The organism is Pseudomonas sp. GM49 (assembly GCF_000282355.1).
In the GTDB taxonomy this organism is placed as follows: Bacteria; Pseudomonadota; Gammaproteobacteria; order Pseudomonadales; family Pseudomonadaceae; genus Aquipseudomonas.
In genome coordinates this window covers 1-24,126 of the sequence record NZ_AKJL01000050.1, presented here as the reverse complement: position 1 = coordinate 24,126, position 24,126 = coordinate 1, and the positions used below count along the sequence as shown (strand labels likewise).

Here is a 24,126-nt window from a genome sequence, read left to right as displayed (position 1 = left end):
CAGCGGCAGCACCTTGCGCATCGATGGCGCCGCCAGCCTCGGCGGGCGTGCCTGGCCGATTCACAAGGCGACCAACAGCGAGTCGTACAACGGTTTTCACCGCGCCTACTTGCCAGACGTGTTGAAGAACAAGGAATAAGCCATGCCGGTGATTCAGTCGCAACTCGACCCCCACAGCGAGCCGTTCGCCCAGAACCGTGCGGCGATGCTGAACGCCATCGAGCAAGTCCGCGCGCTCGAACAGAACCTGCTGAACAAGGCTGCCGAAGCCAAACCCAGGTTCGAAAAACGCGGCCAACTGCTGCCCCGCGAGCGACTCAATCTGCTGCTGGACCCCGGCGCGCCGTTTCTCGAACTGGCCAGCCTGGCCGGCTATAAACTGTACGACGACAAGGACGGCAGCTCTGCCGGTGGCGGTTTGATCGCCGGCATTGGTTACGTGTCTGGTGTGCGTGTGCTGGTAGTCGCCAACAACAGCGCAATCAAGGGCGGGACCATTTCCCCCGCCGGTTTGAAAAAATCCCTGCGCCTGCAACAGATCGCCATGGAAAACAAACTGCCGGTGATCACCCTCGCCGAAAGCGGCGGCGCCAACCTCAATTACGCGGCGGAGATTTTCGTCGAAGGCGCACGCAGCTTTGCCAATCAGGCGCGGATGTCGGCCATGGGGTTGCCTCAGGTCACCGTGGTGCACGGCTCGGCCACGGCGGGCGGCGCCTATCAGCCGGGATTGTCGGATTACGTGGTGGTGGTGCGCGGCAAGGCCAAGCTGTTTCTCGCCGGCCCGCCACTGCTCAAGGCCGCCACCGGCGAGGTCGCGACCGATGAAGAACTGGGCGGCGCCGAGATGCACGCACAAACCGCCGGCACCGCCGAATACCTGGCTGAAAACGACGCCGACGGTGTGCGTCAGGTACGCGAGATTGTCAGCCTGCTGCCGTGGAACCAGCAGTTGCCCCGCCTGCCCGAACGGCATTGGGAGGAGCCGCTTTACCTCATCGACGAACTGCTGGGCCTGATCCCGGATGACCCGAAAAAACCCTACGACGTACGCGAAATCATCGCCCGTCTCGCCGACGCTTCGAACTTTCTTGAATTCAAAGGCGAGTTCGATCAGCAGACCGTGTGCGGCCACCTGAAAATTCAGGGCCGCGCCTGCGGCTTCATCGGCAACAACGGCCCGATCACGCCCAAGGGTGCGAGCAAGGCCGCGCAGTTCATTCAGCTTTGCGACCAGAGCCGCACGCCGTTGCTGTTTTTCCACAACACCACCGGGTTCATGGTCGGCACCGAATCGGAGCAACAAGGTGTGATCAAACACGGCGCGAAGATGATTCAAGCGGTGGCCAATGCCCGGGTGCCGAAGCTGACCATCGTCGTCGGTGGCTCCTACGGCGCGGGCAACTATGCAATGTGCGGACGCGGCCTCGACCCGCGTTTCATCTTCGCCTGGCCCAACAGCCGCACCGCCGTGATGGGTGGCGCGCAAGCGGGCAAAGTGCTGCGCATCGTCACCGAGGCCAAACAGGCCAAGGACGGTCTGGTGCCCGACCCGAAAATGCTCGACATGCTGGAACAGGTCACCGCGCAGAAACTCGACAGCCAGTCCACCGCGCTCTACGGCAGTGCCAATCTGTGGGACGACGGTTTGATCGACCCGCGGGATACAAGGACGCTGCTCGGTTACTTGCTGGATATCTGTCACGAGGCCGAGGTGCGGCCATTGCAAGCCAACAGTTTTGGCGTAGCGCGGCTCTAGGCCGGCTCAAGGAGAACAATAAAAATGATCTTCACCCAGGAACACGAAGCACTGCGCCGCACCGTGCGCCAATTCGTCGAGCACGAGATCAATCCGCACGTCGAAGAGTGGGAAAAGGCCGGGCGCTTCCCCATCCACGAAATTTTCCGCAAGGCCGGCGACCTTGGCCTGCTGGGGATTTCCAAACCGGAAAAATACGGTGGCATGGGACTCGACTACAGCTACTCGATCGTTGCCGCCGAAGAGTTCGGCACCATTCATTGCGGCGGCATCCCGATGTCCATCGGCGTGCAGACCGACATGTGCACGCCGGCGCTGGCACGTTTCGGCTCCGATGAATTGCGCGACGAATTCCTGCGCCCGGCCATCAGCGGCGAGCAGGTCGGTTGCATCGGCGTTTCCGAAGTCGGTGCCGGCTCCGACGTCGCCGGATTGAAAACCACCGCGCGCAAGGACGGCGACGATTACGTGATCAACGGCAGCAAGATGTGGATCACCAACTCGCCTGGCGCCGACTTCATCTGCCTGCTGGCCAACACGTCGGACGACAAACCGCACATCAACAAATCGCTGATCATGGTGCCGATGAACACACCGGGCATCAGTTTGAGTTCGCATCTGGACAAGCTCGGCATGCGCAGCTCGGAAACCGCCCAGGTGTTTTTCGACAATGTGCGCGTACCGCAGCGCAACCGCATCGGCCATGAAGGCGCGGGGTTCATGATGCAGATGCTGCAATTCCAGGAGGAACGCCTGTTCGGCGCGGCCAACATGATCAAGGGCCTGGAATATTGCGTCGACAGCACCATCGAGTACTGCAAGGAGCGCAAAACCTTCGGTAACGCGCTGATCGACAACCAGGTGATCCACTTCCGACTGGCTGAACTGCAAACCGAAATCGAATGCCTGCGGGCGCTGGTCTATCAGGCCACCGAGCAATACGTCAAAGGCCAGGACGTCACGCGCCTGGCGTCGATGGCCAAGCTCAAGGCCGGCCGACTGGGCCGCGAAGTCAGCGACAGTTGCCTGCAATATTGGGGCGGCATGGGCTTCATGTGGGACAACCCGGTGGCCCGGGCTTACCGCGATGTACGGCTGGTATCGATCGGCGGCGGCGCCGACGAAATCATGCTGGGGATCATCTGCAAACTGATGGGCATTCTGCCGGGGAAAAAGAAATGAGCAGCCTGCCGATTTGCCAGACCTTGCTCCTGGAACTGCACAACGGCGTGCTGCACATCACCCTCAACCGCCCGGAATGCCGCAATGCGATGAGCTTGCAGATGGTCACCGAGTTGCGCTCGGTGCTGACAGCCGTGCGCGATGACCGAGGGGTTCGCGCTCTGGTGATCGGCGGTGCCGGCGGTCATTTCTGTGCCGGTGGCGACCTCAAGGACATGACCAACGCCCGCGTTCAAGGTGCCAGTGCGCACCGCGACTTGAACCGGCTGTTCGGTGCGCTGCTGCAAGAGGTGCAACACGCCCCGCAAGTGGTGATCACGGTGCTGCAAGGCGCGGTACTTGGCGGTGGTTTCGGCCTGGCCTGTGTCAGCGATATCGCCCTGGCCGATCACCAGGCGCAGTTCGGCCTGCCGGAAACCAGCCTCGGCCTGCTGCCGGCGCAGATCGCGCCATTCGTGGTCCAGCGCATCGGCCTGACCGAGGCCCGGCGCCTGACCCTGACCGCAGCCCGTTTTGATGGTCACCAGGCACGGCGCATGGGGCTGGTGCATTTTGTCGAACATGATCCGCAAGCCTTGGCCGAACGTCTCGATGAGGTCCTGGCCCATGTGTTGTGTTGTGCGCCAGAGGCAAATGCGATGACCAAGAAACTGTTGCTGGCGAGTACCGGCCAGCCGTCGGATGCCATGCTGGATCAGGCTGCCGAATGGTTCAGCGAAGCGGTGACCGGGGCAGAAGGCGTCGAGGGAACGCTGGCCTTCGTGCAAAAACGCAAACCGGGGTGGGCCTCTTAAAAGCTTCGCTGGCAAGCCAGCTCCCACACTGGAATGCATTTCAAATGTGGGAGCGAGCTTGCTCGCGATGAGGCCCGACCAGACACCGCAAAAACCAGAGAGCCAACCCATGCCCGGACTGAAAAAAATCCTCATCGCCAACCGCGGTGAAATCGCCTGCCGCATCCAGCGCACGGCCCAGGCGCAGGGCTATCGCACGGTCGCCGTATTCAGCGGTGCCGACGCCAATGCCCTGCACGTGCAGATGGCCGACGAAGCGGTCAACATCGGCCCGGCCCCCGTGCAACAGTCTTACCTGAACATCCCGGCGATCCTCGAAGCGGCCCGGCGCACGGGTGCGGATGCGATCCATCCGGGCTACGGTTTCCTCTCGGAAAACGCCGGGTTTGCCCTCGCTTGCCGGGACGCCGGCATCGCCTTCATCGGCCCCAGCCCCGAGGCCATCGAACTGATGGGCAGCAAGCGCCTGTCGAAAATCGCCATGATCGAAGCAGGCGTGCCCTGCATCAACGGTTATCAAGGTGCCGAACAGGACGACGCCACCCTGAATCGCGAAGCCGAGCGCATCGGCTATCCATTGATGATCAAGGCCAGCGCTGGCGGCGGTGGACGCGGTATGCGCCTGGTGCACAATGCCGACGATTTGCTGGAACAGATTCGCACTGCGCGCTCCGAAGCCCTGAACGGATTTGGCAGCGGCGAACTGATTCTTGAGCAGGCACTGGTCGAACCACGTCACGTCGAGGTTCAGCTGTTCGGCGACCGGCATGGCAACCTGATTTACCTCGGTGAGCGCGATTGTTCAGTGCAGCGCCGGCATCAGAAAGTCATCGAAGAAGCGCCCTGCCCGGTAATGACCCCTGAGTTGCGGCAGGCCATGGGCGAAGCGGCGCTCAAGGCCGGCCGAGCGGTGCAGTACGTTGGCGCGGGCACCGTAGAGTTTTTGCTGGATGCGCGCGGGCAGTTTTACTTCCTGGAGATGAACACCCGGCTGCAAGTGGAACACCCAGTGACCGAACTGATCACCGGGCTGGACCTGGTGGCCTGGCAACTCAACATTGCCGAGGGGCAACCATTGCCGCTGCGCCAGGAGCAGGTGCAACTCAAGGGCCATGCCATGGAAGTGCGCCTGTATACCGAAGATCCTGCCCGGGGTTTCCTGCCGCAAACCGGGCGCGTCGTGGCCTGGGAACCGGCATTACAGGACGGCGTGCGGATCGACCACGGCCTGATCGAAGGCCAGGTCATCAGTCCCTTCTACGACCCGATGCTCGGCAAGCTCATCGCCCACGGCGCCACCCGCGAAGAAGCCCGACGCAAATTGCTGCGGGCGGTGCAAGACAGCGTGCTGCTGGGCCTGCAAAGCAATCAACGCCTGCTGGCCAGCTTGCTGGAACACCCGCAGTTCGCCTGCGGTGATTTCAGTACCGGGTTCATCCCGCAGCATTTTTCCGAGCATGCCTGCCTGCATCCTCACATCCCAAACGCGCAACACCTGGCCATCGCAGCCGCCCTGTTCTATCAGGCGTCGGCGCAGGCTCATCCGGCACCGCTGTCTGGTTGGCGCAACAACGCCAGTGTGCCGCTGCACTATCGCATTGGCCTTGACGATCAGGACTGGCCGGTAGCGTTGCAGGCGATCCCGGGCGAGCCGTTGCGCATTCAGGTCGCCGAGCGCAGCCTCGAACTGAAGATCATCCACAGCGACGGACGCTGGGCCACCCTCGAAATCGAAGGCGTTCGCCAACGCCACGCTTACCGCCTGGAGACCGGGCATCTCTGGCTGTTTACCCGTCCGGGCAGTCTGCAGTTCGTGGATCGCACTCAGGCGCAGGTCTGCAGCCGGGCCAGTGTCAGCTCCGGCACCCTCAAGGCACCGATGGACGGGGCGATTATCGACGTCCTGGTCAATGAAGGCTGCCCGGTGACCAAAGGCCAATTACTGGTGGTACTGGAGGCGATGAAAATGGAGCACCCGTTGAAATCGGGCATCGACGGTGTTCTCAAGCGCTTGCAAGTAAAGGTCGGGGATCAGGTGAAAAACCGGCAGATTCTGTTGGAGATCGAATAAGCCGCTAGGCGGAACCGCCGGGTTTGGCTACGCTCAAAGCCTATCAGGACGCGGATACCAGGAACCCTGCAATGCCTCACTGGCTGGTCATTGATCTGGAGGCGACCACCGATGAGGGTGGTTGGCCCGTAACGGATATGGAAATCATTGAAATCGGCGCCACCCTGGTGGACCGCAAAGGACGCGAACTGGACTACTTCCAGCGCTTCGTCCGCCCCTTGCGGCGGCCGTTGCTGACACCGTTTTGCCGCGAACTCACGCACATCACCCAAGCCAACATCGATGCCGCGCAACCGCTGGGCGAAGTCTGGCCGGCGTTTGAACGCTGGCTCGGCCAACACCACACGCGACTTGAAGGCTGGGTCAGTTGGGGCGATTACGATCGCAAACAACTGCTTCAGGAATGGCAGCGGCTGGGGCTCGCCAGTGCGCTGGCCAACGTGCCGCACATGAACCTCAAGCAGCGCTTTGCCAAGGCCCGACGCCTGGAACGCCCGCTGGGGCTCAACGGCGCTCTGCAACTGGCTGGCCTGCAGTTCACCGGCCAGCAACACCGGGCGCTGGAAGATGCGCGCAATACCGCACGACTGCTGCCGCTGGTTCTTCCGCTTTAGACAGGTGACGACTCCCAGGGCCTTGTGCATACTGGCCGGCCCTTTTTAGCCCTTTTCGAGGAATCGCCCATGTTTAAAGTCAACGAGTACTTCGACGGCACCGTCAAGTCGATCGCCTTTGGCACCGCAGAAGGTCCAGCGACCATCGGCGTCATGGCTCCGGGCGAGTACGAATTCGGCACCAGCCAGCGTGAAATCATGCACGTGGTCAGCGGCGCATTGACCGTCAAATTGCCAGACAGCAGCGACTGGGAAACCTTCGCCGCCGGCAGCCAGTTCAATGTGCCGGCCAACAGCAAGTTCCAGCTGAAAGTGGCCGTCGACACCGCTTACCTGTGCGAATACCGCGGCTAAACCTGCGGGGCTTCAGCAAAATAAAGCCAGCGCCATAAAAAATGCCCGTGTTTTTCGACACGGGCATTTTTTATTCTGTGGAAGATTACTCGAGGATCTCCACCGGCATGCCGACTTCGAGTCGACCGTTGCCATCGTTGACCAGGTTCTGCCCGAACATTGCGCCGTCCGCCTGCGAACGGTACTTCTGCAAGGTTGCCAAGGGTTCGCGGTCCTCGCTGCGCTCCCCGGTTTGCGGATCGATGGTGGTCAGGATGCAGCGTGAACAGGACTTGACCACACGGAATTCGACCTCGCCGATACGGATGCGCTTCCAGCCGTCCTCGGCGAACGCTTCACCGCCTTCGATCACCAGGTTTGGCCGGAAACGCAGCATCTCCAACGGACGTCCGACCCGTTGCGACAAGTCCTCGAGGGAGGCCTGGCCAATCAGCAACAGCGGATAACCATCGGCGAACGCCACCTGATCGTCATCCTTGCCGTAACCAGCCTCGGTCATCCGCGCCCGATCAAGCGGCACTTGTACCAGACGTGTTGGTTTTCCAATGAACCTGCTGACCCAGGCCCCTGCTTCATCGCCTGCATCGGGGACTCGCAAGGTATCGCGCCAGATCGTCACGCCACGCAGTTCTGCATCGCTGCCAGGCAAGGCAATATCGATCGACGAATGCCCCGGCGCGCTGAGGGTCAAGCCACCCTCGGCATTCCACAACGCCGACAACTGGCTCATCTGCGCCACTGCGCGCTGGGTCAGGAAGCGCCCGCTGGCCTCATCCACCAGCATCCAGCGGCGATCGCCGTCCAGCCCGAGTTTATCGAGACCGATCTGTTGCAGCGTCTCGCCCTTGGCGGACTTCAACGGATAACGATACAGCGCGCTCAGACGCAACATGGCCAGCTCCCTGGTAGGCAAAAACCCCACCCTATACGAGCTTGATCACCGAATCAAAGAGCAAAAACTGTAGGAGCGAGCTTGCTCGCGAAAAACCCAAGGACGCCGCCGGGCATCTGGTTTTACGCGTTATCGTTCAAGACCATCGCGAGCGAGCTCGCTCCTGCACGGGCTCAGACGGATATCGCGTCAAGCATCAGGCGCTGGCGCACCACATCGACGAGTTTGTCCGGCTGGAATTTGGAGAGGAAGTTGTCGCAACCGACCTTTTTCACCATCGAGTCGTTGAAGCTGCCGGACAGCGAGGTGTGCAGCACCACGTACAAACCGCGCAGACGCGGATCGTTGCGGATTTCGGTGGTCAGGCGATAACCATCCATTTCCGGCATTTCCGCATCGGTGAAGACCATCAGCAGTTTTTCAGTCATGTCCACGCCGGTATCGGCCCAGGCCTTGAGCATGTTCAAGGCCTTCAACCCGTCGCTGGCGATGTGCATCTTCACGCCCAACTGCCCCAGGGTATCGCGCAACTGCGCCAGGGCCACGTTCGAGTCGTCCACCAGCAGCACTTCACGGCCACGGGCGCGTTCCAGCACCGGATCTTCGAGCTTGTCGCGGGAGACCTTGGCGCTGTACGGGACGATTTCGGCCAAGACCTTTTCGACGTCGATGATTTCCACCAGTTGATCATCGACCTTGCTGATGGCCGTCAGGTAGTGCTGGCGGCCGGCACTGCTCGGGGGTGGCAGGATGGCTTCCCAGTTCATGTTGACGATCCGGTCCACGCCACCGACCAGGAAGGCCTGCACCGAACGGTTGTATTCGGTGACGATGATGGTGCTGCCAGGCCCCGGCACCAACGGGCGCATGCCAATGGCCTGGGACAGGTCGATCACCGGCAGGGTCTGGCCACGCAGGTTGACCACGCCGCACACAAAAGGATGGCGCTGCGGCATCAGCGTCAACTTTGGCAGCTGCAAGACTTCCTGTACTTTAAAGACGTTGATCGCGAACAGTTGCCGTCCGGCGAGCCGGAACATGAGAATTTCCAGGCGATTCTCACCCACCAGTTGCGTGCGTTGGTCTACCGTGTCGAGAATGCCGGCCATCAATGACTCCTGGTCTTGTTCGGATGATTTCACTTAAAGAAGGTTATCGGCTGTTTTTGCCGAAGCTTGACCCTCTCTAAAATGCCACGCCCGGCCATTGATGTCACATTAACATCATGCTTTACTGACGCCGTGATTACATTTGCTGCACGCCTGCGCCACGCGACCACAGTTCACGCGATAGGTTCCGCTGCGTAAGGGTTTCCCCTATCAACAATCAGGTGCAACCTGATATTCGCAATATCCAATAGCCATTAATGTGACGCCATTCTCATTGCATGAACGGAGTCAGGCTTTTGTGTGCGATCGCAAGTCAGTGGCCAACCACCCTCTCGTGTTCCCCAGCCTGCTTCCGGGCCTGCCGCAGTTCGTTTACCCGACGACTCGGTAATGCCGGGGTTCCGACCGCCCTCGTCGACACACACGATATCCCCTCATTTGACATGACGTTGTGGAGATAAGTATGCCGAACGACCGTAAAGAGTGGGCCCAGCGGCTCCCGGAGTTTCTCGTCGAAGCTGAAACACTCCTGGCTAAAACCGAGGAATGCCTGAGTCATCTGCAGTTGATCAGCAATGACAAGGACGCCATCGACTGCATGCTCAGCATACTGCTCAAGCTGGCCAACAAGGCCGATGCCCTGGCGTTGGCGGCCGTGTCTGAGTTTTCTCTACATATTCATGGCCTGCTGAACCACGCACAGAACACGATGAGCCTGCACGACGAGGCTCTGGGTGCCCTGAAAGACTGCCTGACCCTGATTGCCTGGCAACTCGAACTCATTGACCAGACCACCGGGCAACTCAGCCTCGACGACAGCGAGCAGGCCACCCTGATCGAAGCCTTTGCCTTTCAGGTAGGGCAAAGCCGATTTCAACCACCGGTCAATTCCAGGCCGTTCACACTCGTATCCTATTCGGAACGACAGGCCTGAACTTGCCAAACCATGCCGTAAGGTGTGTTTTGGTTATCAATACCGCGCTGCAACTTGAGCGCGCACGTCGCAAATGAATACTTCATAGCCATAAACGACATCTTGTAACAATCTCTTAATTCCCATCGACAGTTACGTGCCGGTCTTCACCAAGGTATTAACCCAGGGACAATCGTCAACTTGCGACCGCAACAACCAACTTGTTCCGTATGGAACCATCGCCCTGTTCCTGACCTTTCAGACATACATACGAACGCGACCAACGGTATCTTAAGTGCTACTATGCCGCCTGTTAGTTGGCGCCAATTAATGGCAGTGTGATTGCAGTCGGACAGCCTGGGGCTGATTTCTCCAACAAAAAAGATTAGATCCCGTTGAAGTCGACGCTCCACATTAAAAAACAGGGGCCTGTCAGCCAGCATGACCGGTCAGCCCGCAGCGTACATCCATTGGCTCCATCCGCTATGCACGCCAGTCTCAAGTCAATCGCCATGTGGCCAGCCTCCCGAGAAAGTGCACGCACATTCACGCTATTGCTATGCGCCTGCTCGACGCTCGGCAGTTTGCTGGTCTATGGCTTGTCCATTCCGTTGCCCCTGGCGTTGCTGGTGCTCAACGTAGCTGCGCTGACCAGTGTTGCGGTGCAGTACCACCTCTCGCGCAAATCCATCAAATTCCAGCCCCAGGAACTGGCCGACCGGCTGTTGCAGGTTCAGGAAAACGAGCGTCACCGGCTGAGCCGGGAACTGCATGACGATATCGGTCAATTGCTCACTGCTGCAAAACTGCAAAGTGACTGGCTCAAACGCCGAATGCCCGAAGAACTCCAGGGTCAATGCTCGGTCCTCTGCGACACACTGGAAGAAACCCTGACCAAAGTTCGTGACGTATCCGCCATTCTCAATCCCCGGCAGTTGACCAGCCTTGGGCTGGAAGCCAGTCTGCGCGCGCACCTGCTCAAGACCCTGGCCAACACCCCGGTGCACTGGAGCCTGGAATGCCAGCAGCGCCTGACCGGCATACCGGAGGAAATGGCCGTGGCCGCTTTCCGTATCACCCAGGAAGCGGTCACCAACATCCTGCGACATGCCCAGGCCAAAAACCTGCTGGTATGCCTGCAACGCCTGCCCCAAGGCCTGAAGTTGCAGATCAGCGATGATGGTCAGGGCTTCGCTCCTGCACCAGACCCAGGTCGCGAAGGGCAACGCGGTATGGCCGGGATGTCGGAACGGATCGATCAACTGGGCGGCACACTGACCGTTACCAGCGAGCCGGGCAAAGGCACTCGAATCGAAGCTCTTTTTCCCTGGGCGCCCCGTGCGCTCGAACGGGCCAGCCCGAATAAGGTTATGCATTGACTTGTAATTTACTACTGGTGGATGACCACTCGCTGATCAGGGCTGGCGTGCGCGCCCTGGTAATGGATCTGCCCGGCTATGCCGTCATCGGTGAGGCCAATGACGGCTCGCAGCTGCTCGAAATGGTCGGGCATCTGTCCCCGGATATTGTCCTGCTGGATATTTCGATGCGCCAGACCGGCGGCCTCGAAGCCTTGCAGCAGCTCAAGCGAGTGCGTCCGCAGAGCAAGGTCCTGATCCTCTCGATGCACACCGACCCGGACCTGATCATGCAGGCTCTGGAGTCCGGAGCCCACGGCTACCTGCTCAAGGACACCACGGCGACCGAACTCGAGCACGCGCTGGATGCCTTACGCAACAACGAGCGCTATCTGAGCCCGGCCATTGCCCACACGGTGATCAATCAGGCGTTGAGCCGAAACCAGAAGCACCAGCCCGAACCTGCCGACTCGCACAACCTGACGGCACGTCAGCTGGAAATCCTGCGGTTGATCGTTCGCGGAAAATCCACCCGAGAGATCGCCAACGGCCTGGTGCTGAGCATCAAGACCGTCGAAACCCACCGTTCGCAGATCATGAAGCGTCTGCAGATCTACGATGTGGCCGGCCTGGTGCTGTTTGCGGTGCGCGAACAAATCATCAGCCTTGATGACTAGTCGCCTCACTGGCATTCAATAGCGGCGAATCCTCAAGTAAATCCACGAGCAGCGCCGCTGATCGAACCGGGAAACGCTGGTTATCCCCTTCCAGCGGCCCACCATCCAGATTGATATAAAGCCCTTCCGAGACCTTGATCTCGACCCAGGGCAGGCGCGCACGGACCAACATGCTGTCAATGCCGAAGCCTTCGGTCAGCAGTTTTTTCTACGTCCCACCCACATCCTGCCAGTCCCGTTGACCTCCCCCCGTTAAAAGTCGCAAGAATATGAATTATTTCCAGGCAAAACGACACGGCAGGATTTTTCTTACAAAACGTGAGGAATCGGCTCAATTGACCAGAAATCTGAATTGATAGACCTTGGGGTTACAGCAGGACATCACAAGGACGTGCCATGCAACCCCAAAACCCCGCATCACCGGCCGTTTCGGTCTTGCCGCTCACAAATAATAAAATCACAGGCCATCGGGCTGAATGCCGCAACAGCATAAAAGCCACGGGAGAAGTTGATATGGAACCTCGCGTCACCGAGCTGGAAACACACCTCAAGAGCATTCGCAGGGACATGGAAGAAGCCCGGGATGACGTCAAATCCATCAAGCACAGGCTTGCCTATTCCGCCGGCGGAACAGCGGTGATCCTCGGCCTCCTTGGCTGGATCGCCAATAGCCGTTTCGAGCAGGTTATTTCATTGCTTCTGGCGCATTGAGTTGCCTTCAACACAAGACCCGGTTCAAGCAACCGGGTCTTGTGCGGCTAAGCCGCTGAAGCCATCAGTTCAGGACTTCGCTCAACGGAATGAAGAAAATGCTGTCGCCCTGCACCAGCGTGCGACCCTCCAGGACTTCTACCAGGCCATCAGCCCAGGCAGCGCTACGCAGCACACCGGAACTCTGGTTTTTGTAGATCGTCGCCCTGCCGTTTTCCAGCCGTCCGCGCAAATACTCACGCCGATTGCCGGGCTGGAGCCAGTCAAACCCCGCCGGCACCTGCACCTTCAGCGGCTCAACGTCTTCCACACCCTGACGACGCAAGAGATAGGGCCTGGTCAACAAAGCAAAGGTCACGAGGGTCGATGCCGGATTGCCCGGCAAGCCGATCACCGGCACACCGCGAAAATGCCCGAACGTCAGCGGTTTACCGGGCTTGATGGCGAGTTTCCACAGCGTCAATTCGCCCTCTTCGCGCAAGGCGATGCCCAGGAAATCGGCTTCTCCTACCGATACGCCACCGGTCGAGAGAATCAGGTCGACATCCCTCAATTCACCCAATCGGGAGCGAGTGGTTTCCAGATTGTCCGGAAGAATCCCCGCGTCGACGACCTCACACCCCAAACGTTGCAACCAGCTGCACAACAACACCCGGTTGCTGTTGTAGATCTGTCCCGGCCCCAGCGTCTGCCCGGGCTCAATCAATTCGTCGCCGGTAGACAGCACCGCCACACGTACCTTGCGAACCACTTCCAGCTCAGCGCATCCCAAGGAGGCAGCCAATCCTTGCTCGATCGGTCCCAGCCGCGTACCTGCCGGCAGAATCAACTCGCCGACGGTCGTTTCCTGGCCTTGCGGACGGATGTTCTGGCCCTGGGTCAAGGATCCAGTGAAACGTACTCGCCCATCGGACTGAACCTCGGCGTTTTCCTGCATCTCGACGCAATCGGCACCGCCGGGAACAGGCGCGCCGGTGAAAATGCGCGCACAGGTTCCTGGCTGCAACGGATCGGGGGCCTGACCGGCAAACACCTTCTGACTGACCACCAACGGCTCTCCCGTCCAGTCAGCCATGCGCAAGGCATAACCGTCCATGGCGCTGTTGGGCCAGGGCGGCAGATCAAGCGTCGATACCAGATCTTCAGCCAGTACACGCCCCTGTACCTGCGCCAACGGCAAGCGTTCACGCTCGACAATCCTTGAGGCCTCGGCCATTTCCAGCAAGCGCGCCAACGCCTGCTCGACAGGCATCAGACCGCCAGCCTTGCCAGGCTTACCCGCGGGATTCACAAGGCGCCGCCTGTTTCAAGTGAGGCACGAAATTGCACGGGCGATGCCGCGAATCCAGCTGCTCGGCAAGTATGCCGTCCCAACCGGTGCGCACGGCATTGGTCGAACCCGGCAAACAGCAGACCAGTGTGCCGTTGGCCAGTCCGGCCAAAGTCCGGGACTGAACGGTCGAGGTGCCGATATCGGCAACCGAGATCTGGCGGAACAGCTCACCAAATCCGTCAACCTGTTTGTCCAGCAGGCAGCTGACGGCTTCCGGCGTGCTGTCACGCCCGGTAAAACCGGTTCCGCCGGTGATCAGCACAACCTGCACGACATCGTCGGCAATCCAGTTGGCAACTTGCGCGCGAATTTTGTAGAGGTCATCTTTGAGCAACACCCGGGCCGCCAGGTAATGTCCGGCAGCGGTCAAGCGGTCGACAAAAACCTGACCCGAGGTGTCGGTTTCCAGTGTGCGGGTATCGCTGACAGTCAGCACTGCGATGTTCAGCGGTGCGAAAGGTACATCAGCCTTGGCTTTCATAGGCTCGTCCAGTTGTAGGAGAAACAGCCCGGTGTTATATCACAGCGCTCCGTTTTTTCGCCGCTCCCATGGAGACCTGCCATGACCACGAATTCACAATTGCCACCCTGCTCCATTCTGCTCCTGGCGGGCGGACGTGGCCAACGTATGGGGGGGCGGGATAAAGGGTTACTGGACTGGCACGGTGAACCGCTGATTGCACACTTGCATCGCAAGACCCGTCCGCTGACCGATGACCTGATCATCTCCTGCAATCGTAACCTTGAAAAGTATGGGCCCTACGCCGACCAGTTGGTCCACGATGATGAGGGTGACTTTCCCGGGCCTCTGGCCGGAATTCGCGCAGGTCTGAAAGCGGCTCGCCATACTCATCTGCTGGTCCTGCCATGTGACGTTCCGGGCATTGATGCGGCACTGATCGGCAACATGCGCGAGACCGCCAACCTGCATCCGGACAAACCGCTGATGGTGCGGCATGACAATCACTGGGAGCCGTTGTTGTGCGTGATTCCCGTGGAACACAGGGCGGCGTTCGAGAATGCCTGGATCGAAGGTGAACGCAGCCCTGGCCGGTTGATGCGCAACCTCGGTGCGACCGCGCTGCAATGCCCCGACAACGACCCTCGGCTGGCCAACCTCAATACGCCGGAACTGTTAAGCGGTCATAACACTGTGTCAGACTGACTTTCATCAGGAACTTGCACGGACGGTGCACGTCTCAGGTTCAGTAACCAAAGATTTCTTATTCGGAGACACACACATGACTCAACGGACCCTCGCCACTTTCATGCTCGCACTCGGCCTCGCAACTCTCGCCGGTTGTGCATCGCCTACGGTGATCACCTTGAATGACGGTCGCGAAATCCAGGCCGTCGACACGCCACAGTTCGACAAGGATTCCGGTTTCTACGAATTCGAACAGCTCGACGGCAAACAGACCCGCATCAACAAAGACCAGGTTCGTACCGTTAAAGAGCTGTAATCCTGGCGCCGCCGAATACACAAAAGCCCGCTTGATGCGGGCTTTTTCACATCTGAAGAACAGCGCTTCAGCGTAATGCCAGTCAGTTAGCCGCGACACCCTTTGTAGCAGCTGCCGAGCCCGCGAGGCTGCGTTCGGCAGCTGCTACAGGGTGAAGTTAATTCCCATTTAGCCGAATCGGCGGATAATGCCATTTCGACACTGCTTCATTGATTCATGGACGAAAGGCATCCGACATCTGTAGTGGGAGGCAAACCATGAAACGCACCGCATTGATCCTCGCCGGCCTGATGGCCTTGGGCGCAAGCAGCGCTTTTGCCGAAGGCGGAGCCGAACGCATGCGCTATTACTACGAAAGTCTGCGACTGGCCCAGCAACAAGCCCTGGGCCACCCCATCCAAAGCACCGAGTTGCGGGTTCCGGACGATCAAACCGCACAAATGACTGAAACCTACAGACCGAAATGATCCAGCCAGGGTCAGAGAAGACTGTCGGGCGTCCTGATGGACGCCCTTTTTTTGCCTGTTGAGTCAGAGGCTCTTGGTCCAGAACAGCATCCGTCCATGGGCAGGGTCGAACATGCCGGCGGCGAAACCGGCTTTTTCATAAGAGCCCTGCGCCACGGCATTGCCTTCCAGCACTTCCAGGGTGAGTTTGCAGCAGCCACGCTGACGGGCGATGTCCTCGACCTTTTGCAGCATCTTCTGGCTCAAGCCCAAGCCGCGAAATTTTTTCACCACCGCCACATCGTGCACATTGACCAACGGCCGGCAGGCAAAGGTGGAGAACCCTTCGAAGCAATTGACCAGCCCGGCCGGCTCGCCACCGACAAAGGCCAGCACACTGAAGGCGTGGGGACGCCTGGCAAGCTCTGCCGGGAGTTGCTCAAGCACATCGGCCGGTAACGGCTGGCCACCCCCCATCGGGTCCTCGGCGTAGTGGTTCAACACCAGGCAAATAGCCTCGGCATGCACCGGATTGGTGTAACTGGCCTGAAGCACAAGAATTTCTGCGGAGTCCATTTCCATCCTCGATCACACATGAAGTAGCCCCCAGCATGTATTTCACGCTGAAGTGCCGGCAGACCATAGCGCGAGCACCGTGGTATCGACAATCGCAAACGAGGAAATCTTTGGCGCTCAAGCGCCCCAGATCAATGCTTCCGTCCATCCCAGTTCGGCAAAGTCCTTGGCCCGCAAGTGCGACTCACCGGCGCAGAAAAATTCGTCGAGTTGCGGTGGCTTGACCGAGGTGCCGCTCAGCATGGCGTGAACCTGACCGCGGTGATGGATCTGGTGCTCAAACAAATGGGACAGTAGGCGCAAACGGCTGTCGTGTTGCGGCGTGTCGCGGGCGATGGTCACGATTTTGCCGAGGCTGGTGTCGCGCAGTTGCTCGCAGTAAGCGATCAATCGACGGTCGACATGGGCCTGTTCACAAACGAGATCCGACGCGATGAGGCAGGGTTCGTCTTCCTTGAAAAACACCCGGCAATCGGGATGCGGATCGTCGCCGCGCATTTCGCGCTCCAGGGCATCCACATAAAACCAGTCGCAGGTGAGGATGTGGTTGAGGGTCGCACGGATGCTGGGGAAGAAGCTGACCCGTGCGGCGATCAACTCCTGCGGGCTCAACTGCCTCCAGGCCTTGGCCAGTCGGTGGTTGGCCCAGGCATTCTGATAAGCCATGGTCAGCAGGTGGTGCGACAGGGGCTGATTCATGTGTGCTGCTCCCGATCAAACTTCGGCAAACCGTTGCAACTGCATTTCCTGCAATCGACTGAGGGTGCGGCGGAACGGGAATTCCAGATAACCCTCGGTATAAAGCGCTGCCATCGGCACTTGTGCCTCAAGGTACAGCGGCACCTTGCGGTCGTAGCACTCGTCCACCAGGGCAATGAACCGTCGCACACCGTCGTCATGCACCGACAATTGCGGCAGCTCCCGGTCCCCCGCTTCCACCCGCTCGACACCGTCCTCGGTACCGCGGGCGATGCGCCCGGCGCGTTTTTGCGCGCTGAGGTTGGGCACGTCACTCAACAGGATAGCGCTGTAGGTATCGCACAGGGCGATGAAATCCATGGCCGCGAAAGGTTGCTCGCACAGCGCGGCGTAACGGGTCCAGAGCACAGTCGGGCTGGTCTTGACCACCTCAAGGGCGCGGTAACCGACCTTGACCGACCCGTTCGATACCGGCTGATCCACAGTCAACCCCGCGAACACCTCACCCAATGCGCCGGACTGGCCGGGCTCGGCCACCCAGTAGCGTTGCAAACCGGCACCCGGATGCAGGCGATGGTCTTCCCCGCCATCTATCGCAATCACCTGCATATGTTGCTTGATCGCCGTGATGGCGGGCATGAAACGGTCGCGATTGAATCCGTCGGCGTACAACTGATCCGGCGGCAGATTGGACGTGCAAACCACCACCACGCCCTGTTCGAACATCACCTGGAACAGCCGCCCGAGAATGATCGCGTCGCCGATGTCATTGACGAACAGCTCGTCGAAACACAGCACGCGAACCTCTTCGGCCAATTCACGGGCCAGCGCCTTGAGCGGATCGGCGGTGCCGGTCAGTTGAAACGAGCGCTGGTGCACCCAGCCCATGAAGTGGTGAAAGTGCTGGCGCCGCGCCGGTACTCGCAGGCTTTGGTAGAACTGGTCCATCAACCATGTTTTGCCCCGCCCGACCGGCCCCCACAGGTACACGCCACAAATGCGCGAGCGGCCTTCGTGCAGCGCTTCGTGGCATTTTTGCAGCGCCCACACGGCATGTTCCTGAGCCTCGTCCTGGACGAAGCCCTTGTGTTCGATGGCGTGCTGCCAGGCGCTCAAGGGGGATTCGATAGTCATGGGCGGCAGTATGCCATTGCGCAAGGAGAACGCGACCAGTGATCGGCAGTTTTGTGCAGGAAGGAAAAGCGCCTTGACTCATTAAATTACTAGCATCATATTTTATAAATGTTGTTAGTGATTTATTAGGTCCTGTCGCCATCCCTCTGGAGTCATCCCATGCATTACAAAGTTTTCGGTCGTAAAACCGGCTTGCGTGTTTCCGAACTGGCGCTGGGTGCCGGCAATTTCGGTACCGGTTGGGGCCATGGCGCCGAGCGAGACGAAGCCAGGCGCATTTTCGATGGCTACCTGGAAGCCGGCGGCAACTTCATCGATACCGCCAATGGCTATCAGGGCGGACAGTCCGAGGCCATGCTCAGCGAATTCATCGCTGCAGAACGGGATAGCCTGGTCATCGCCACCAAATACACCCTGGGGACTACACCAGCGGCCGGCATTTCCCACACTGGTAACAGCCGCAAGAACATGGTGCGCGCTGTCGAAGAAAGCCTTAAACGCCTGAAAACCGAGCATATCGACCTGTTCTGGGCTCATATGAGCGACGGCGTCACGCCCATGGACGAGATCCTGCGCGGCTTCGACGATCTGGTCAGTGCCGGCAAGATTCATTATGCCGGGCTGTCGAACTTCCCCGCGTGGCGCATCGCCCGTGCCGACCTGCTGGCCGAGGTGCGCGGTTTTGCGCCAATTGCCGCGATCCAGGTCGAGTACAGCCTCGCCGAGCGCACCGCCGAACGCGAACAACTGCCGATGGCCGAAGCCCTGGGCCTGGCCGCGACCTTGTGGTCGCCGCTGGGTGGCGGCTTCCTCACCGGTAAATATCGCAACAGTGCAGGCGACAACCGCGCGAACAAGCTCGGCGTGCTGATTCACGCCGAAAAAAGCGCTCGCGAAACCGCCCTGCTCGACACCTTGATCGATGTCGCCGCAGAACTGGACGCCAGCCCGACCCACGTGGCCATCGCCTGGCTGCGGGAAAAGGCCAAGCGCTCGTCCACGGCGCTGATTCCGATCCTCGGTTCCCGGACCCGTGAGCAACTGGACGCGACATTGGGGGCGCTGGATGTGCAGTTGAGTGCTGATCAGCTGGCACGACTCGATGGCGTCAGTGACGTGGCCAAAGGTGTGCCGCACGAATCCATTGCCGGCTCGTTCGCGCGGTTTAGCGGTGGTCGGATCCTCGACGTGCCGAGCATTCCAGTGGCCTGACACCCTCCAAAACTGTGGGAGCGGGCTTGCTCGCGAATAGGGAGTGTCAGTCAACATTTACGCTGATTGACACACCGCTATCGCGAGCAAGCTCGCTCCCACAGGGGTTCGGCGTTTACCGATCGACCTTGTGTCTGGCCGCATACAGACACAACATCTCCATCGCCAGCGTTGCCGCTGCCAGTGAGGTGATCTCCGCACTGTCATAGGCCGGGGCCACTTCCACCACGTCCATGCCCACCAGATTGATCCCGCGCAGGCCGCCGAGAATCTCCAGCGCCTGCACCGTGCTCAAGCCGCCGCATACTGGCGTTCCAGTGCCAGGCGCGAACGCCGGATCCAGGCAATCGATGTCGAACGTCAGGTACACCGGGTTATCGCCGACCCGCGCGCGAATCGCCTCGACAATCGCTTCGCAGCCACGGCGATGCACTTGCCGTGCGTCCAGCACTTGAAAGCCCTGATGATCGTCATTGGTGGTGCGCAAACCGATTTGCACCGAACGCGACGGGGCGACCAGCCCTTCCCTGGCCGCGTGCCAGAACATGGTGCCGTGGTCGATACGCTTGCCCTCTTCGTCCGGCCAGGTGTCGCTGTGGGCGTCGAAGTGGATCAGCGACAACGCCCCGTGCTTGCGCGCATGGGCCTTGAGCAGCGGATAGGTGATGAAGTGATCGCCGCCAAACGTCAGCATCGCAGCGCCGGCATTGAGGATGTGCTCGGCGTGAGCTTCAATCATTTCGGGCGTCGACTGCGGAGAGCCGTAGTCGAAATCGCAATCGCCATAGTCGATCACCGCCAGATGGTCGAACGGGTCAAACGTCCACGGCCAGTGCCGTTCCCAGGCAATCCCGGCAGAGGCGGCGCGAATGCCCCGTGGCCCGAAGCGTGCGCCGGGACGGTTGCTGGTGGCGGTGTCGAACGGTACGCCACTGACAGCCACATCAACGCCACGCAGGTCACGGCTGTAGCGGCGACGCATGAAACTGGTAATGCCGGCGTAGGTGCTTTCGGCGGCCGTGCCGTAAAGGCTGTCACGGGTAAGGGCTTGATCGTTCTGCATCGGGACGTCCATTGAAGACTCCTTTTTATTATTGGCGGCTACGGAAAGTGGTCCACAGACGGGTGCGCTGACGCATGTCCTTGAGGTTCATGCTGCGGTCGGCATACAGCCGCTCACGCACGTCAGCCAGCGGGTAGATGTCCGGGTCGGTGCGCACCGCTTCATCCACCAGCGGCGTGGCGGCCTGGTTCGCCGTGGCGAAGAACAAGGTGTTGGTCAGTGCTGCGACGGACTCGGGGCGCAACATGAACTCGATAAAGGCGCGGGCGGCTTCGGGGTGCGGCGCGTCCTTGGGAATGGCCAGGTTGTCCTGCCAGACGATGGTGCCTTCCTTGGGAATCCGGTAGGCAATTTCATAGGGTTTGTTGGCTTTGCGCGCCTGATCGGCGGCCATGCTCGCGTCACCGTTGTAGGTCAATGCCAGACAAACGCTGCCATTGGCCAGGTCGCTGATCTGCCGTCCGGTGGCGACGTACAGCACATTCGGCTGTAACTGATGCAGCAACGCCTCGGCGGCTGACAGATCGTTCTTGTCGGTGCTGTAGGGATCTTTACCCAGGTAATGCAGCGCCAGCCCGATCACTTCCTGGGGCGAGTCGAGAATGGCGATGCCGCAATCCTTCAACTTGCTCGCGTACTCGGGCTTGAACAGCATATCCAGACTGTTGAGTGGCACATCCGGCAATCGCTGCTTCACCGCCTCGACGTTCATGCCCAGTCCTAATGTGCCCCAGGTATAAGGCACGCCGTAGCGGTTGCCCGGGTCGACAGCGGCGAGTTTTTCCAGCAAATCCGGATCGAGGTTGGCGTAACCCTTGAGGCCCTCGTGGGGGATCGGTTTCAACGCCCCGGCGGCAAGGCCCCGGGCCAGCACACTGGAGGACGGCACCACCACGTCATAACCGCTGCCGCCGGTAAGCAACTTGGTCTCCAGCACTTCCGAAGAATCAAAGGTGTCGTAGCGCACATGGATGCCGGTTTCCTGCTCGAACCGTTGCAAGGTTTCTGGGGCCACGTAATCGGCCCAACTGTACAGATTGACCACCTTGTCTTCGGCCTGGGCCGATGCGGCCATGGCAAGGAACAGCGCGGGTAAACACAGCTTGAACATGGGAGCCATGACGAACACCTGACCAGAGGAAGTGGTTGCAGGATGCGTCGTCGGATACATTGGTGAAATATCAAGTTAATTAACCTGACTTTATTACGGAGTAATGTTTGATGCTCGGCCAACTGCATGATCTGGATCTGCAATTGTTGCGTCTGTTTGTCAGCGTGGTGGAGTGCGGCGGTTTCAGCGCAGCCCAGGGCGAGTTGGGGTTGAGCCAGTCGAGCATCAGCCAGCAAATGGCCAAGCTGGAAACCCGTCTCGGCTATCGCTTATGCAGTCGCGGCAAGGGCGGATTCAGGATCACCCCCAAGGGCGAGCAATTGCTCAGCGCCACCCGCGGGCTGTTCCAGTCCATCGAAGCGTTCCGCCATCAATCCAACGGCGTGGCCGGACGCTTGATCGGCGAAGTGCGCCTGGGTCTGTCCGAAGCCCTGGATCAATCGGTGCTGCAACGGGTGGCCGAAGCAATCCGGCGCTTCCGAGAGCGGGACGAGTCGGTGCGTATCGAACTGATCAGCGCCATGCCCGGCGAGATGGAACGCTTGCTGCTGCAACAGCGGCTGGACCTCGCCATCGGTTATTTCTCACAAGTGCAAAGCGCCTTTGACTACCGCCAATTGTTCATAGAAACCCAGCACCTGTATTGCGCACCGGGCCATCCGCTGTTCACCAACGCGGCCCCGGACGATCAGGACCTCCAGGCCAGCGACCGGGTCGATCACCCCTACCGCTTCCTGCGCAGTGACGAACCCTTTCAGGGCAAGCGGTGTTCGGCACGCTCGGAACAGGTCGAAGGCACCCTCGCCTTCATTCTTTCCGGCAAGCATGTCGGCTATTTGCCCAACCACTTCGCCCGTGGCTGGGAAGAAAAAGGCTTGCTCAGGGCCGTGCGTCGCAGCGACATGAGTTTTGATGTCGCGTTTCATCTGGCCCGGCACCGGGCGCAGGTGGCCGGCGATGCACAGAAGGCATTCGAAGAGGATCTGCTCGCGGCGTTTGCCTGAATACACCTTGGTCTACGCTGAAACAGTGCCGGTCATCACCATGCAAAAATGCACAGATGACCTGCACTTATCCGGGTTGTACAAGGCAAATTTGCACTGATACGATCCGCCATCGCTCGCGCGCGAGCATCTCGATAAAGAACAATAAAAGCAGGGAGTTAGTGATGACTGCTCAGGTTTCATCGAAGGGGCCGCTGTCCATGGATGCCATGCAAAACGAAGTGCTGGCCGAGGTTCGCAACCACATCGGTCATCTGACCCTCAACCGCCCCGCCGGCCTCAATGCCCTGACCCTGGACATGGTGCGCAACCTGCACCGCCAGCTCGACGCCTGGGCCCAGGATTCGCAAGTCCATGCGGTGGTCTTGCGCGGCGCCGGCGAAAAAGCCTTCTGCGCCGGCGGCGACATTCGCTCGCTGTATGACAGCTTCAAAAGCGGCGATACCCTGCATGAAGATTTCTTCGTCGAAGAATACGCCCTCGACCTCGCGATCCATCATTACCGCAAACCGGTGCTGGCCCTGATGGACGGTTTTGTCCTCGGCGGCGGCATGGGCCTGGTGCAAGGCGCGGACCTGCGCGTGGTCACCGAAAAAAGCCGCCTGGCCATGCCGGAAGTCGGCATCGGTTACTTCCCCGACGTCGGCGGCAGCTACTTCCTGCCGCGCATTCCCGGTGAACTGGGGATTTACCTCGGCGTCAGCGGCGTGCAGATTCGCGCCGCCGACGCGCTGTATTGCGGCCTGGCCGACTGGTACCTGGAAAGCGACAAGCTGGGCACGCTGGACGAAAAACTCGACCAGCTCGAATGGCACGACACGCCGCTCAAGGACCTGCAAGGCCTGCTGGCGAAATTCGCCGTACAGCAACTGCCCGATGCGCCACTGGCGACTTTGCGCCCGGCCATCGACCACTTCTTCGCCCAACCCGACGTGCCGAGTATTGTGGAGCAACTGCGTCAGGTAACGGTTGCCGACAGCCATGAGTGGGCCGTCACCACCGCCGACCTGCTGGAAACCCGCTCGCCACTGGCCATGGGCGTCACCCTGGAAATGCTGCGTCGCGGACGCGAGCTGCCACTTGAACAATGTTTCGCCCTTGAGCTGCATCTGGACCGCCAGTGGTTCGAGCGCGGCGACCTGATCGAAGGCGTGCGCGCCTTGTTGATCGACAAAGACAAAACACCACGCTGGAACCCGCCAACCCTCAAGGCGCTGGACGCCGAACACGTGGCGAGCTTCTTCAGCGGGTTTGACCAGAGCGAGAGCTGAGCCATGCACGATATCGAATTGAGCGAAGAGCAAGTCATGATCCGCGACATGGCCCGGGATTTTGCCCGTGGCGAAATCGCGCCCCACGCCCAGGCCTGGGAAAAGGCCGGCTGGATCGACGACGGCCTTGTGGCGAAGATGGGCGAACTGGGCTTGCTCGGCATGGTGGTGCCTGAGGAATGGGGCGGCACCTATGTCGACTACGTGGCCTACGCCCTGGCGGTAGAAGAGATTTCCGCCGGCGACGGTGCGACCGGCGCCTTCATGAGCATCCACAACTCCGTGGGCTGCGGGCCGGTGCTCAACTACGGCAGCGAAGAACAGAAACAGACCTGGCTGGCTGACCTGGCCAGCGGCCAGGCCATCGGCTGCTTCTGCCT

The 24,126-nt window shown here is 60.0% G+C and carries 26 protein-coding genes and 2 pseudogenes; 18 read left to right on the top strand and 10 right to left on the bottom strand.

Translation table 11 applies throughout. The features are described 5' to 3' along the window. From PMI29_RS31900 to ppnP, 7 genes and pseudogenes are all read left to right on the top strand, one after another. Window positions 1–139, top strand: a pseudogene (locus tag PMI29_RS31900) (2,4-dienoyl-CoA reductase); the annotation flags it as partial. A 3-nt stretch (window positions 140–142) separates the two neighbouring features. Then, the gene (atuC, locus tag PMI29_RS24320) at window positions 143–1,759 is read left to right on the top strand and encodes a geranyl-CoA carboxylase subunit beta (protein ID WP_007994826.1); all 1,617 of its coding nucleotides are present in this window, start codon (window positions 143–145) and stop codon (window positions 1,757–1,759) included. A 24-nt stretch (window positions 1,760–1,783) separates the two neighbouring features. After that, window positions 1,784–2,941: a citronellyl-CoA dehydrogenase gene (gene atuD / locus PMI29_RS24325; protein WP_007994824.1), complete on the top strand. Its 1,158-nt coding sequence runs from the start codon at window positions 1,784–1,786 to the stop codon at window positions 2,939–2,941. Then, complete coding sequence (locus PMI29_RS24330; RefSeq protein ID WP_007994822.1) at window positions 2,938–3,735, top strand: enoyl-CoA hydratase/isomerase family protein; 798 nt, start codon at window positions 2,938–2,940, stop codon at window positions 3,733–3,735. The genes atuD and PMI29_RS24330 overlap by 4 nt, the downstream gene beginning before the upstream one ends. Before the next feature lie 109 nt (window positions 3,736–3,844). Next, entirely contained in the window at window positions 3,845–5,806 is a 1,962-nt protein-coding gene (locus PMI29_RS24335) for an acetyl-CoA carboxylase biotin carboxylase subunit (protein WP_007994819.1), read from the top strand. Window positions 5,807–5,877: 71 nt separating this feature from the next. Beyond that, window positions 5,878–6,420 carry an exonuclease domain-containing protein gene (locus PMI29_RS24340; RefSeq protein ID WP_007994817.1) on the top strand — a complete coding sequence of 181 codons (543 nt, stop codon included), beginning with the start codon at window positions 5,878–5,880 and terminating at the stop codon, window positions 6,418–6,420. A 69-nt stretch (window positions 6,421–6,489) separates the two neighbouring features. After that, window positions 6,490–6,774 carry a pyrimidine/purine nucleoside phosphorylase gene (gene ppnP, locus PMI29_RS24345; RefSeq protein ID WP_007940055.1) on the top strand — a complete coding sequence of 95 codons (285 nt, stop codon included), beginning with the start codon at window positions 6,490–6,492 and terminating at the stop codon, window positions 6,772–6,774. 85 nt (window positions 6,775–6,859) lie between these two features. Here ppnP and PMI29_RS24350 read toward each other — a convergent pair whose 3' ends face one another. Both PMI29_RS24350 and PMI29_RS24355 read right to left on the bottom strand, forming a co-directional pair. Then, window positions 6,860–7,666: an MOSC domain-containing protein gene (locus PMI29_RS24350; RefSeq protein ID WP_007994815.1), complete on the bottom strand. Its 807-nt coding sequence runs from the start codon at window positions 7,664–7,666 to the stop codon at window positions 6,860–6,862. Between the two features lie 173 nt (window positions 7,667–7,839). Continuing rightward, window positions 7,840–8,775: a chemotaxis protein CheV gene (locus PMI29_RS24355; protein WP_007994813.1), complete on the bottom strand. Its 936-nt coding sequence runs from the start codon at window positions 8,773–8,775 to the stop codon at window positions 7,840–7,842. Between the two features lie 463 nt (window positions 8,776–9,238). Here PMI29_RS24355 and PMI29_RS24360 point away from each other — a divergent pair, with 463 nt between their 5' ends. The 3 genes from PMI29_RS24360 (at window position 9,239) to PMI29_RS24370 (ending at window position 11,723) form a co-directional block, all read left to right on the top strand. Next, window positions 9,239–9,709: a hypothetical protein gene (locus PMI29_RS24360; protein ID WP_007994811.1), complete on the top strand. Its 471-nt coding sequence runs from the start codon at window positions 9,239–9,241 to the stop codon at window positions 9,707–9,709. 464 nt (window positions 9,710–10,173) lie between these two features. After that, complete coding sequence (locus tag PMI29_RS24365) at window positions 10,174–11,067, top strand: sensor histidine kinase (protein ID WP_007994809.1); 894 nt, start codon at window positions 10,174–10,176, stop codon at window positions 11,065–11,067. After that, window positions 11,064–11,723 carry a response regulator gene (locus tag PMI29_RS24370; RefSeq protein ID WP_033052040.1) on the top strand — a complete coding sequence of 220 codons (660 nt, stop codon included), beginning with the start codon at window positions 11,064–11,066 and terminating at the stop codon, window positions 11,721–11,723. The genes PMI29_RS24365 and PMI29_RS24370 overlap by 4 nt, the downstream gene beginning before the upstream one ends. Here the strand turns inward: PMI29_RS24370 and PMI29_RS30840 are convergent. Continuing rightward, window positions 11,707–11,931: pseudogene (locus PMI29_RS30840) on the bottom strand (lipid kinase YegS); the annotation flags it as partial. The gene PMI29_RS24370 and the pseudogene PMI29_RS30840 sit on opposite strands and share 17 nt — an antisense overlap. A 188-nt stretch (window positions 11,932–12,119) precedes the next feature. Between PMI29_RS30840 and PMI29_RS32465 the strand changes: the two are divergent. Further along, entirely contained in the window at window positions 12,120–12,434 is a 315-nt protein-coding gene (locus PMI29_RS32465) for a hypothetical protein (RefSeq protein WP_238541633.1), read from the top strand. Window positions 12,435–12,498: 64 nt separating this feature from the next. Here PMI29_RS32465 and PMI29_RS24380 read toward each other — a convergent pair whose 3' ends face one another. Further along, window positions 12,499–13,725: a molybdopterin molybdotransferase MoeA gene (locus PMI29_RS24380; RefSeq protein WP_007994804.1), complete on the bottom strand. Its 1,227-nt coding sequence runs from the start codon at window positions 13,723–13,725 to the stop codon at window positions 12,499–12,501. Continuing rightward, entirely contained in the window at window positions 13,709–14,248 is a 540-nt protein-coding gene (gene moaB / locus PMI29_RS24385; RefSeq protein WP_007990181.1) for a molybdenum cofactor biosynthesis protein B, read from the bottom strand. Before moaB ends, PMI29_RS24380 begins: the two co-directional genes overlap by 17 nt. An 81-nt stretch (window positions 14,249–14,329) precedes the next feature. Between moaB and mobA the strand changes: the two genes are divergently transcribed. The 3 genes from mobA to PMI29_RS24400 all read left to right on the top strand — a co-directional run bounded on the left by mobA (window position 14,330) and on the right by PMI29_RS24400 (window position 15,697). Next, entirely contained in the window at window positions 14,330–14,932 is a 603-nt protein-coding gene (gene mobA / locus PMI29_RS24390; protein ID WP_007994802.1) for a molybdenum cofactor guanylyltransferase MobA, read from the top strand. Window positions 14,933–15,008: 76 nt separating this feature from the next. Next, complete coding sequence (locus PMI29_RS24395; protein WP_007994800.1) at window positions 15,009–15,230, top strand: YgdI/YgdR family lipoprotein; 222 nt, start codon at window positions 15,009–15,011, stop codon at window positions 15,228–15,230. A gap of 257 nt (window positions 15,231–15,487) precedes the next feature. Beyond that, window positions 15,488–15,697: a hypothetical protein gene (locus PMI29_RS24400; RefSeq protein WP_007994798.1), complete on the top strand. Its 210-nt coding sequence runs from the start codon at window positions 15,488–15,490 to the stop codon at window positions 15,695–15,697. A gap of 63 nt (window positions 15,698–15,760) precedes the next feature. On the opposite strand, the gene PMI29_RS24405 is transcribed toward PMI29_RS24400, so the two are convergent. The 3 genes from PMI29_RS24405 to zapE form a co-directional block, all read right to left on the bottom strand. Next, window positions 15,761–16,252, bottom strand: coding sequence for a GNAT family N-acetyltransferase (locus PMI29_RS24405; RefSeq protein WP_007994796.1), 492 nt, complete (start codon window positions 16,250–16,252; stop codon window positions 15,761–15,763). A gap of 117 nt (window positions 16,253–16,369) precedes the next feature. Beyond that, complete coding sequence (locus tag PMI29_RS24410) at window positions 16,370–16,951, bottom strand: DinB family protein (protein ID WP_007994794.1); 582 nt, start codon at window positions 16,949–16,951, stop codon at window positions 16,370–16,372. Window positions 16,952–16,966: 15 nt separating this feature from the next. Continuing rightward, complete coding sequence (zapE, locus tag PMI29_RS24415) at window positions 16,967–18,085, bottom strand: cell division protein ZapE (RefSeq protein WP_007994792.1); 1,119 nt, start codon at window positions 18,083–18,085, stop codon at window positions 16,967–16,969. A gap of 159 nt (window positions 18,086–18,244) precedes the next feature. Between zapE and PMI29_RS24420 the strand changes: the two genes are divergently transcribed. Beyond that, window positions 18,245–19,297: an aldo/keto reductase gene (locus PMI29_RS24420; RefSeq protein WP_007994789.1), complete on the top strand. Its 1,053-nt coding sequence runs from the start codon at window positions 18,245–18,247 to the stop codon at window positions 19,295–19,297. A gap of 115 nt (window positions 19,298–19,412) precedes the next feature. Here the strand turns inward: PMI29_RS24420 and speB are convergent, their stop codons facing one another. Together speB and PMI29_RS24430 are read right to left on the bottom strand one after the other, a co-directional pair. Continuing rightward, window positions 19,413–20,372, bottom strand: coding sequence for an agmatinase (gene speB, locus PMI29_RS24425; RefSeq protein WP_007994788.1), 960 nt, complete (start codon window positions 20,370–20,372; stop codon window positions 19,413–19,415). Window positions 20,373–20,388: 16 nt separating this feature from the next. Next, window positions 20,389–21,480, bottom strand: a complete 1,092-nt coding sequence (locus PMI29_RS24430) for a polyamine ABC transporter substrate-binding protein (RefSeq protein WP_007994786.1) — start codon at window positions 21,478–21,480, stop codon at window positions 20,389–20,391. 101 nt (window positions 21,481–21,581) lie between these two features. On the opposite strand from PMI29_RS24430, the gene PMI29_RS24435 reads away from it, so the two are divergent. The 3 genes from PMI29_RS24435 to PMI29_RS24445 all read left to right on the top strand — a co-directional run. Next, on the top strand, window positions 21,582–22,475 hold the full coding sequence (locus PMI29_RS24435; protein ID WP_007994785.1) for a LysR family transcriptional regulator: 894 nt from the start codon (window positions 21,582–21,584) through the stop codon (window positions 22,473–22,475). A 164-nt stretch (window positions 22,476–22,639) separates the two neighbouring features. After that, a complete protein-coding gene (locus PMI29_RS24440) occupies window positions 22,640–23,746 on the top strand; it encodes an enoyl-CoA hydratase/isomerase family protein (protein ID WP_007994783.1) in 1,107 nt (368 codons plus the stop codon). A 3-nt stretch (window positions 23,747–23,749) separates the two neighbouring features. Then, window positions 23,750–24,126: acyl-CoA dehydrogenase family protein (locus tag PMI29_RS24445; RefSeq protein WP_007994782.1), on the top strand; the 377-nt coding region annotated here is incomplete at its 3' end.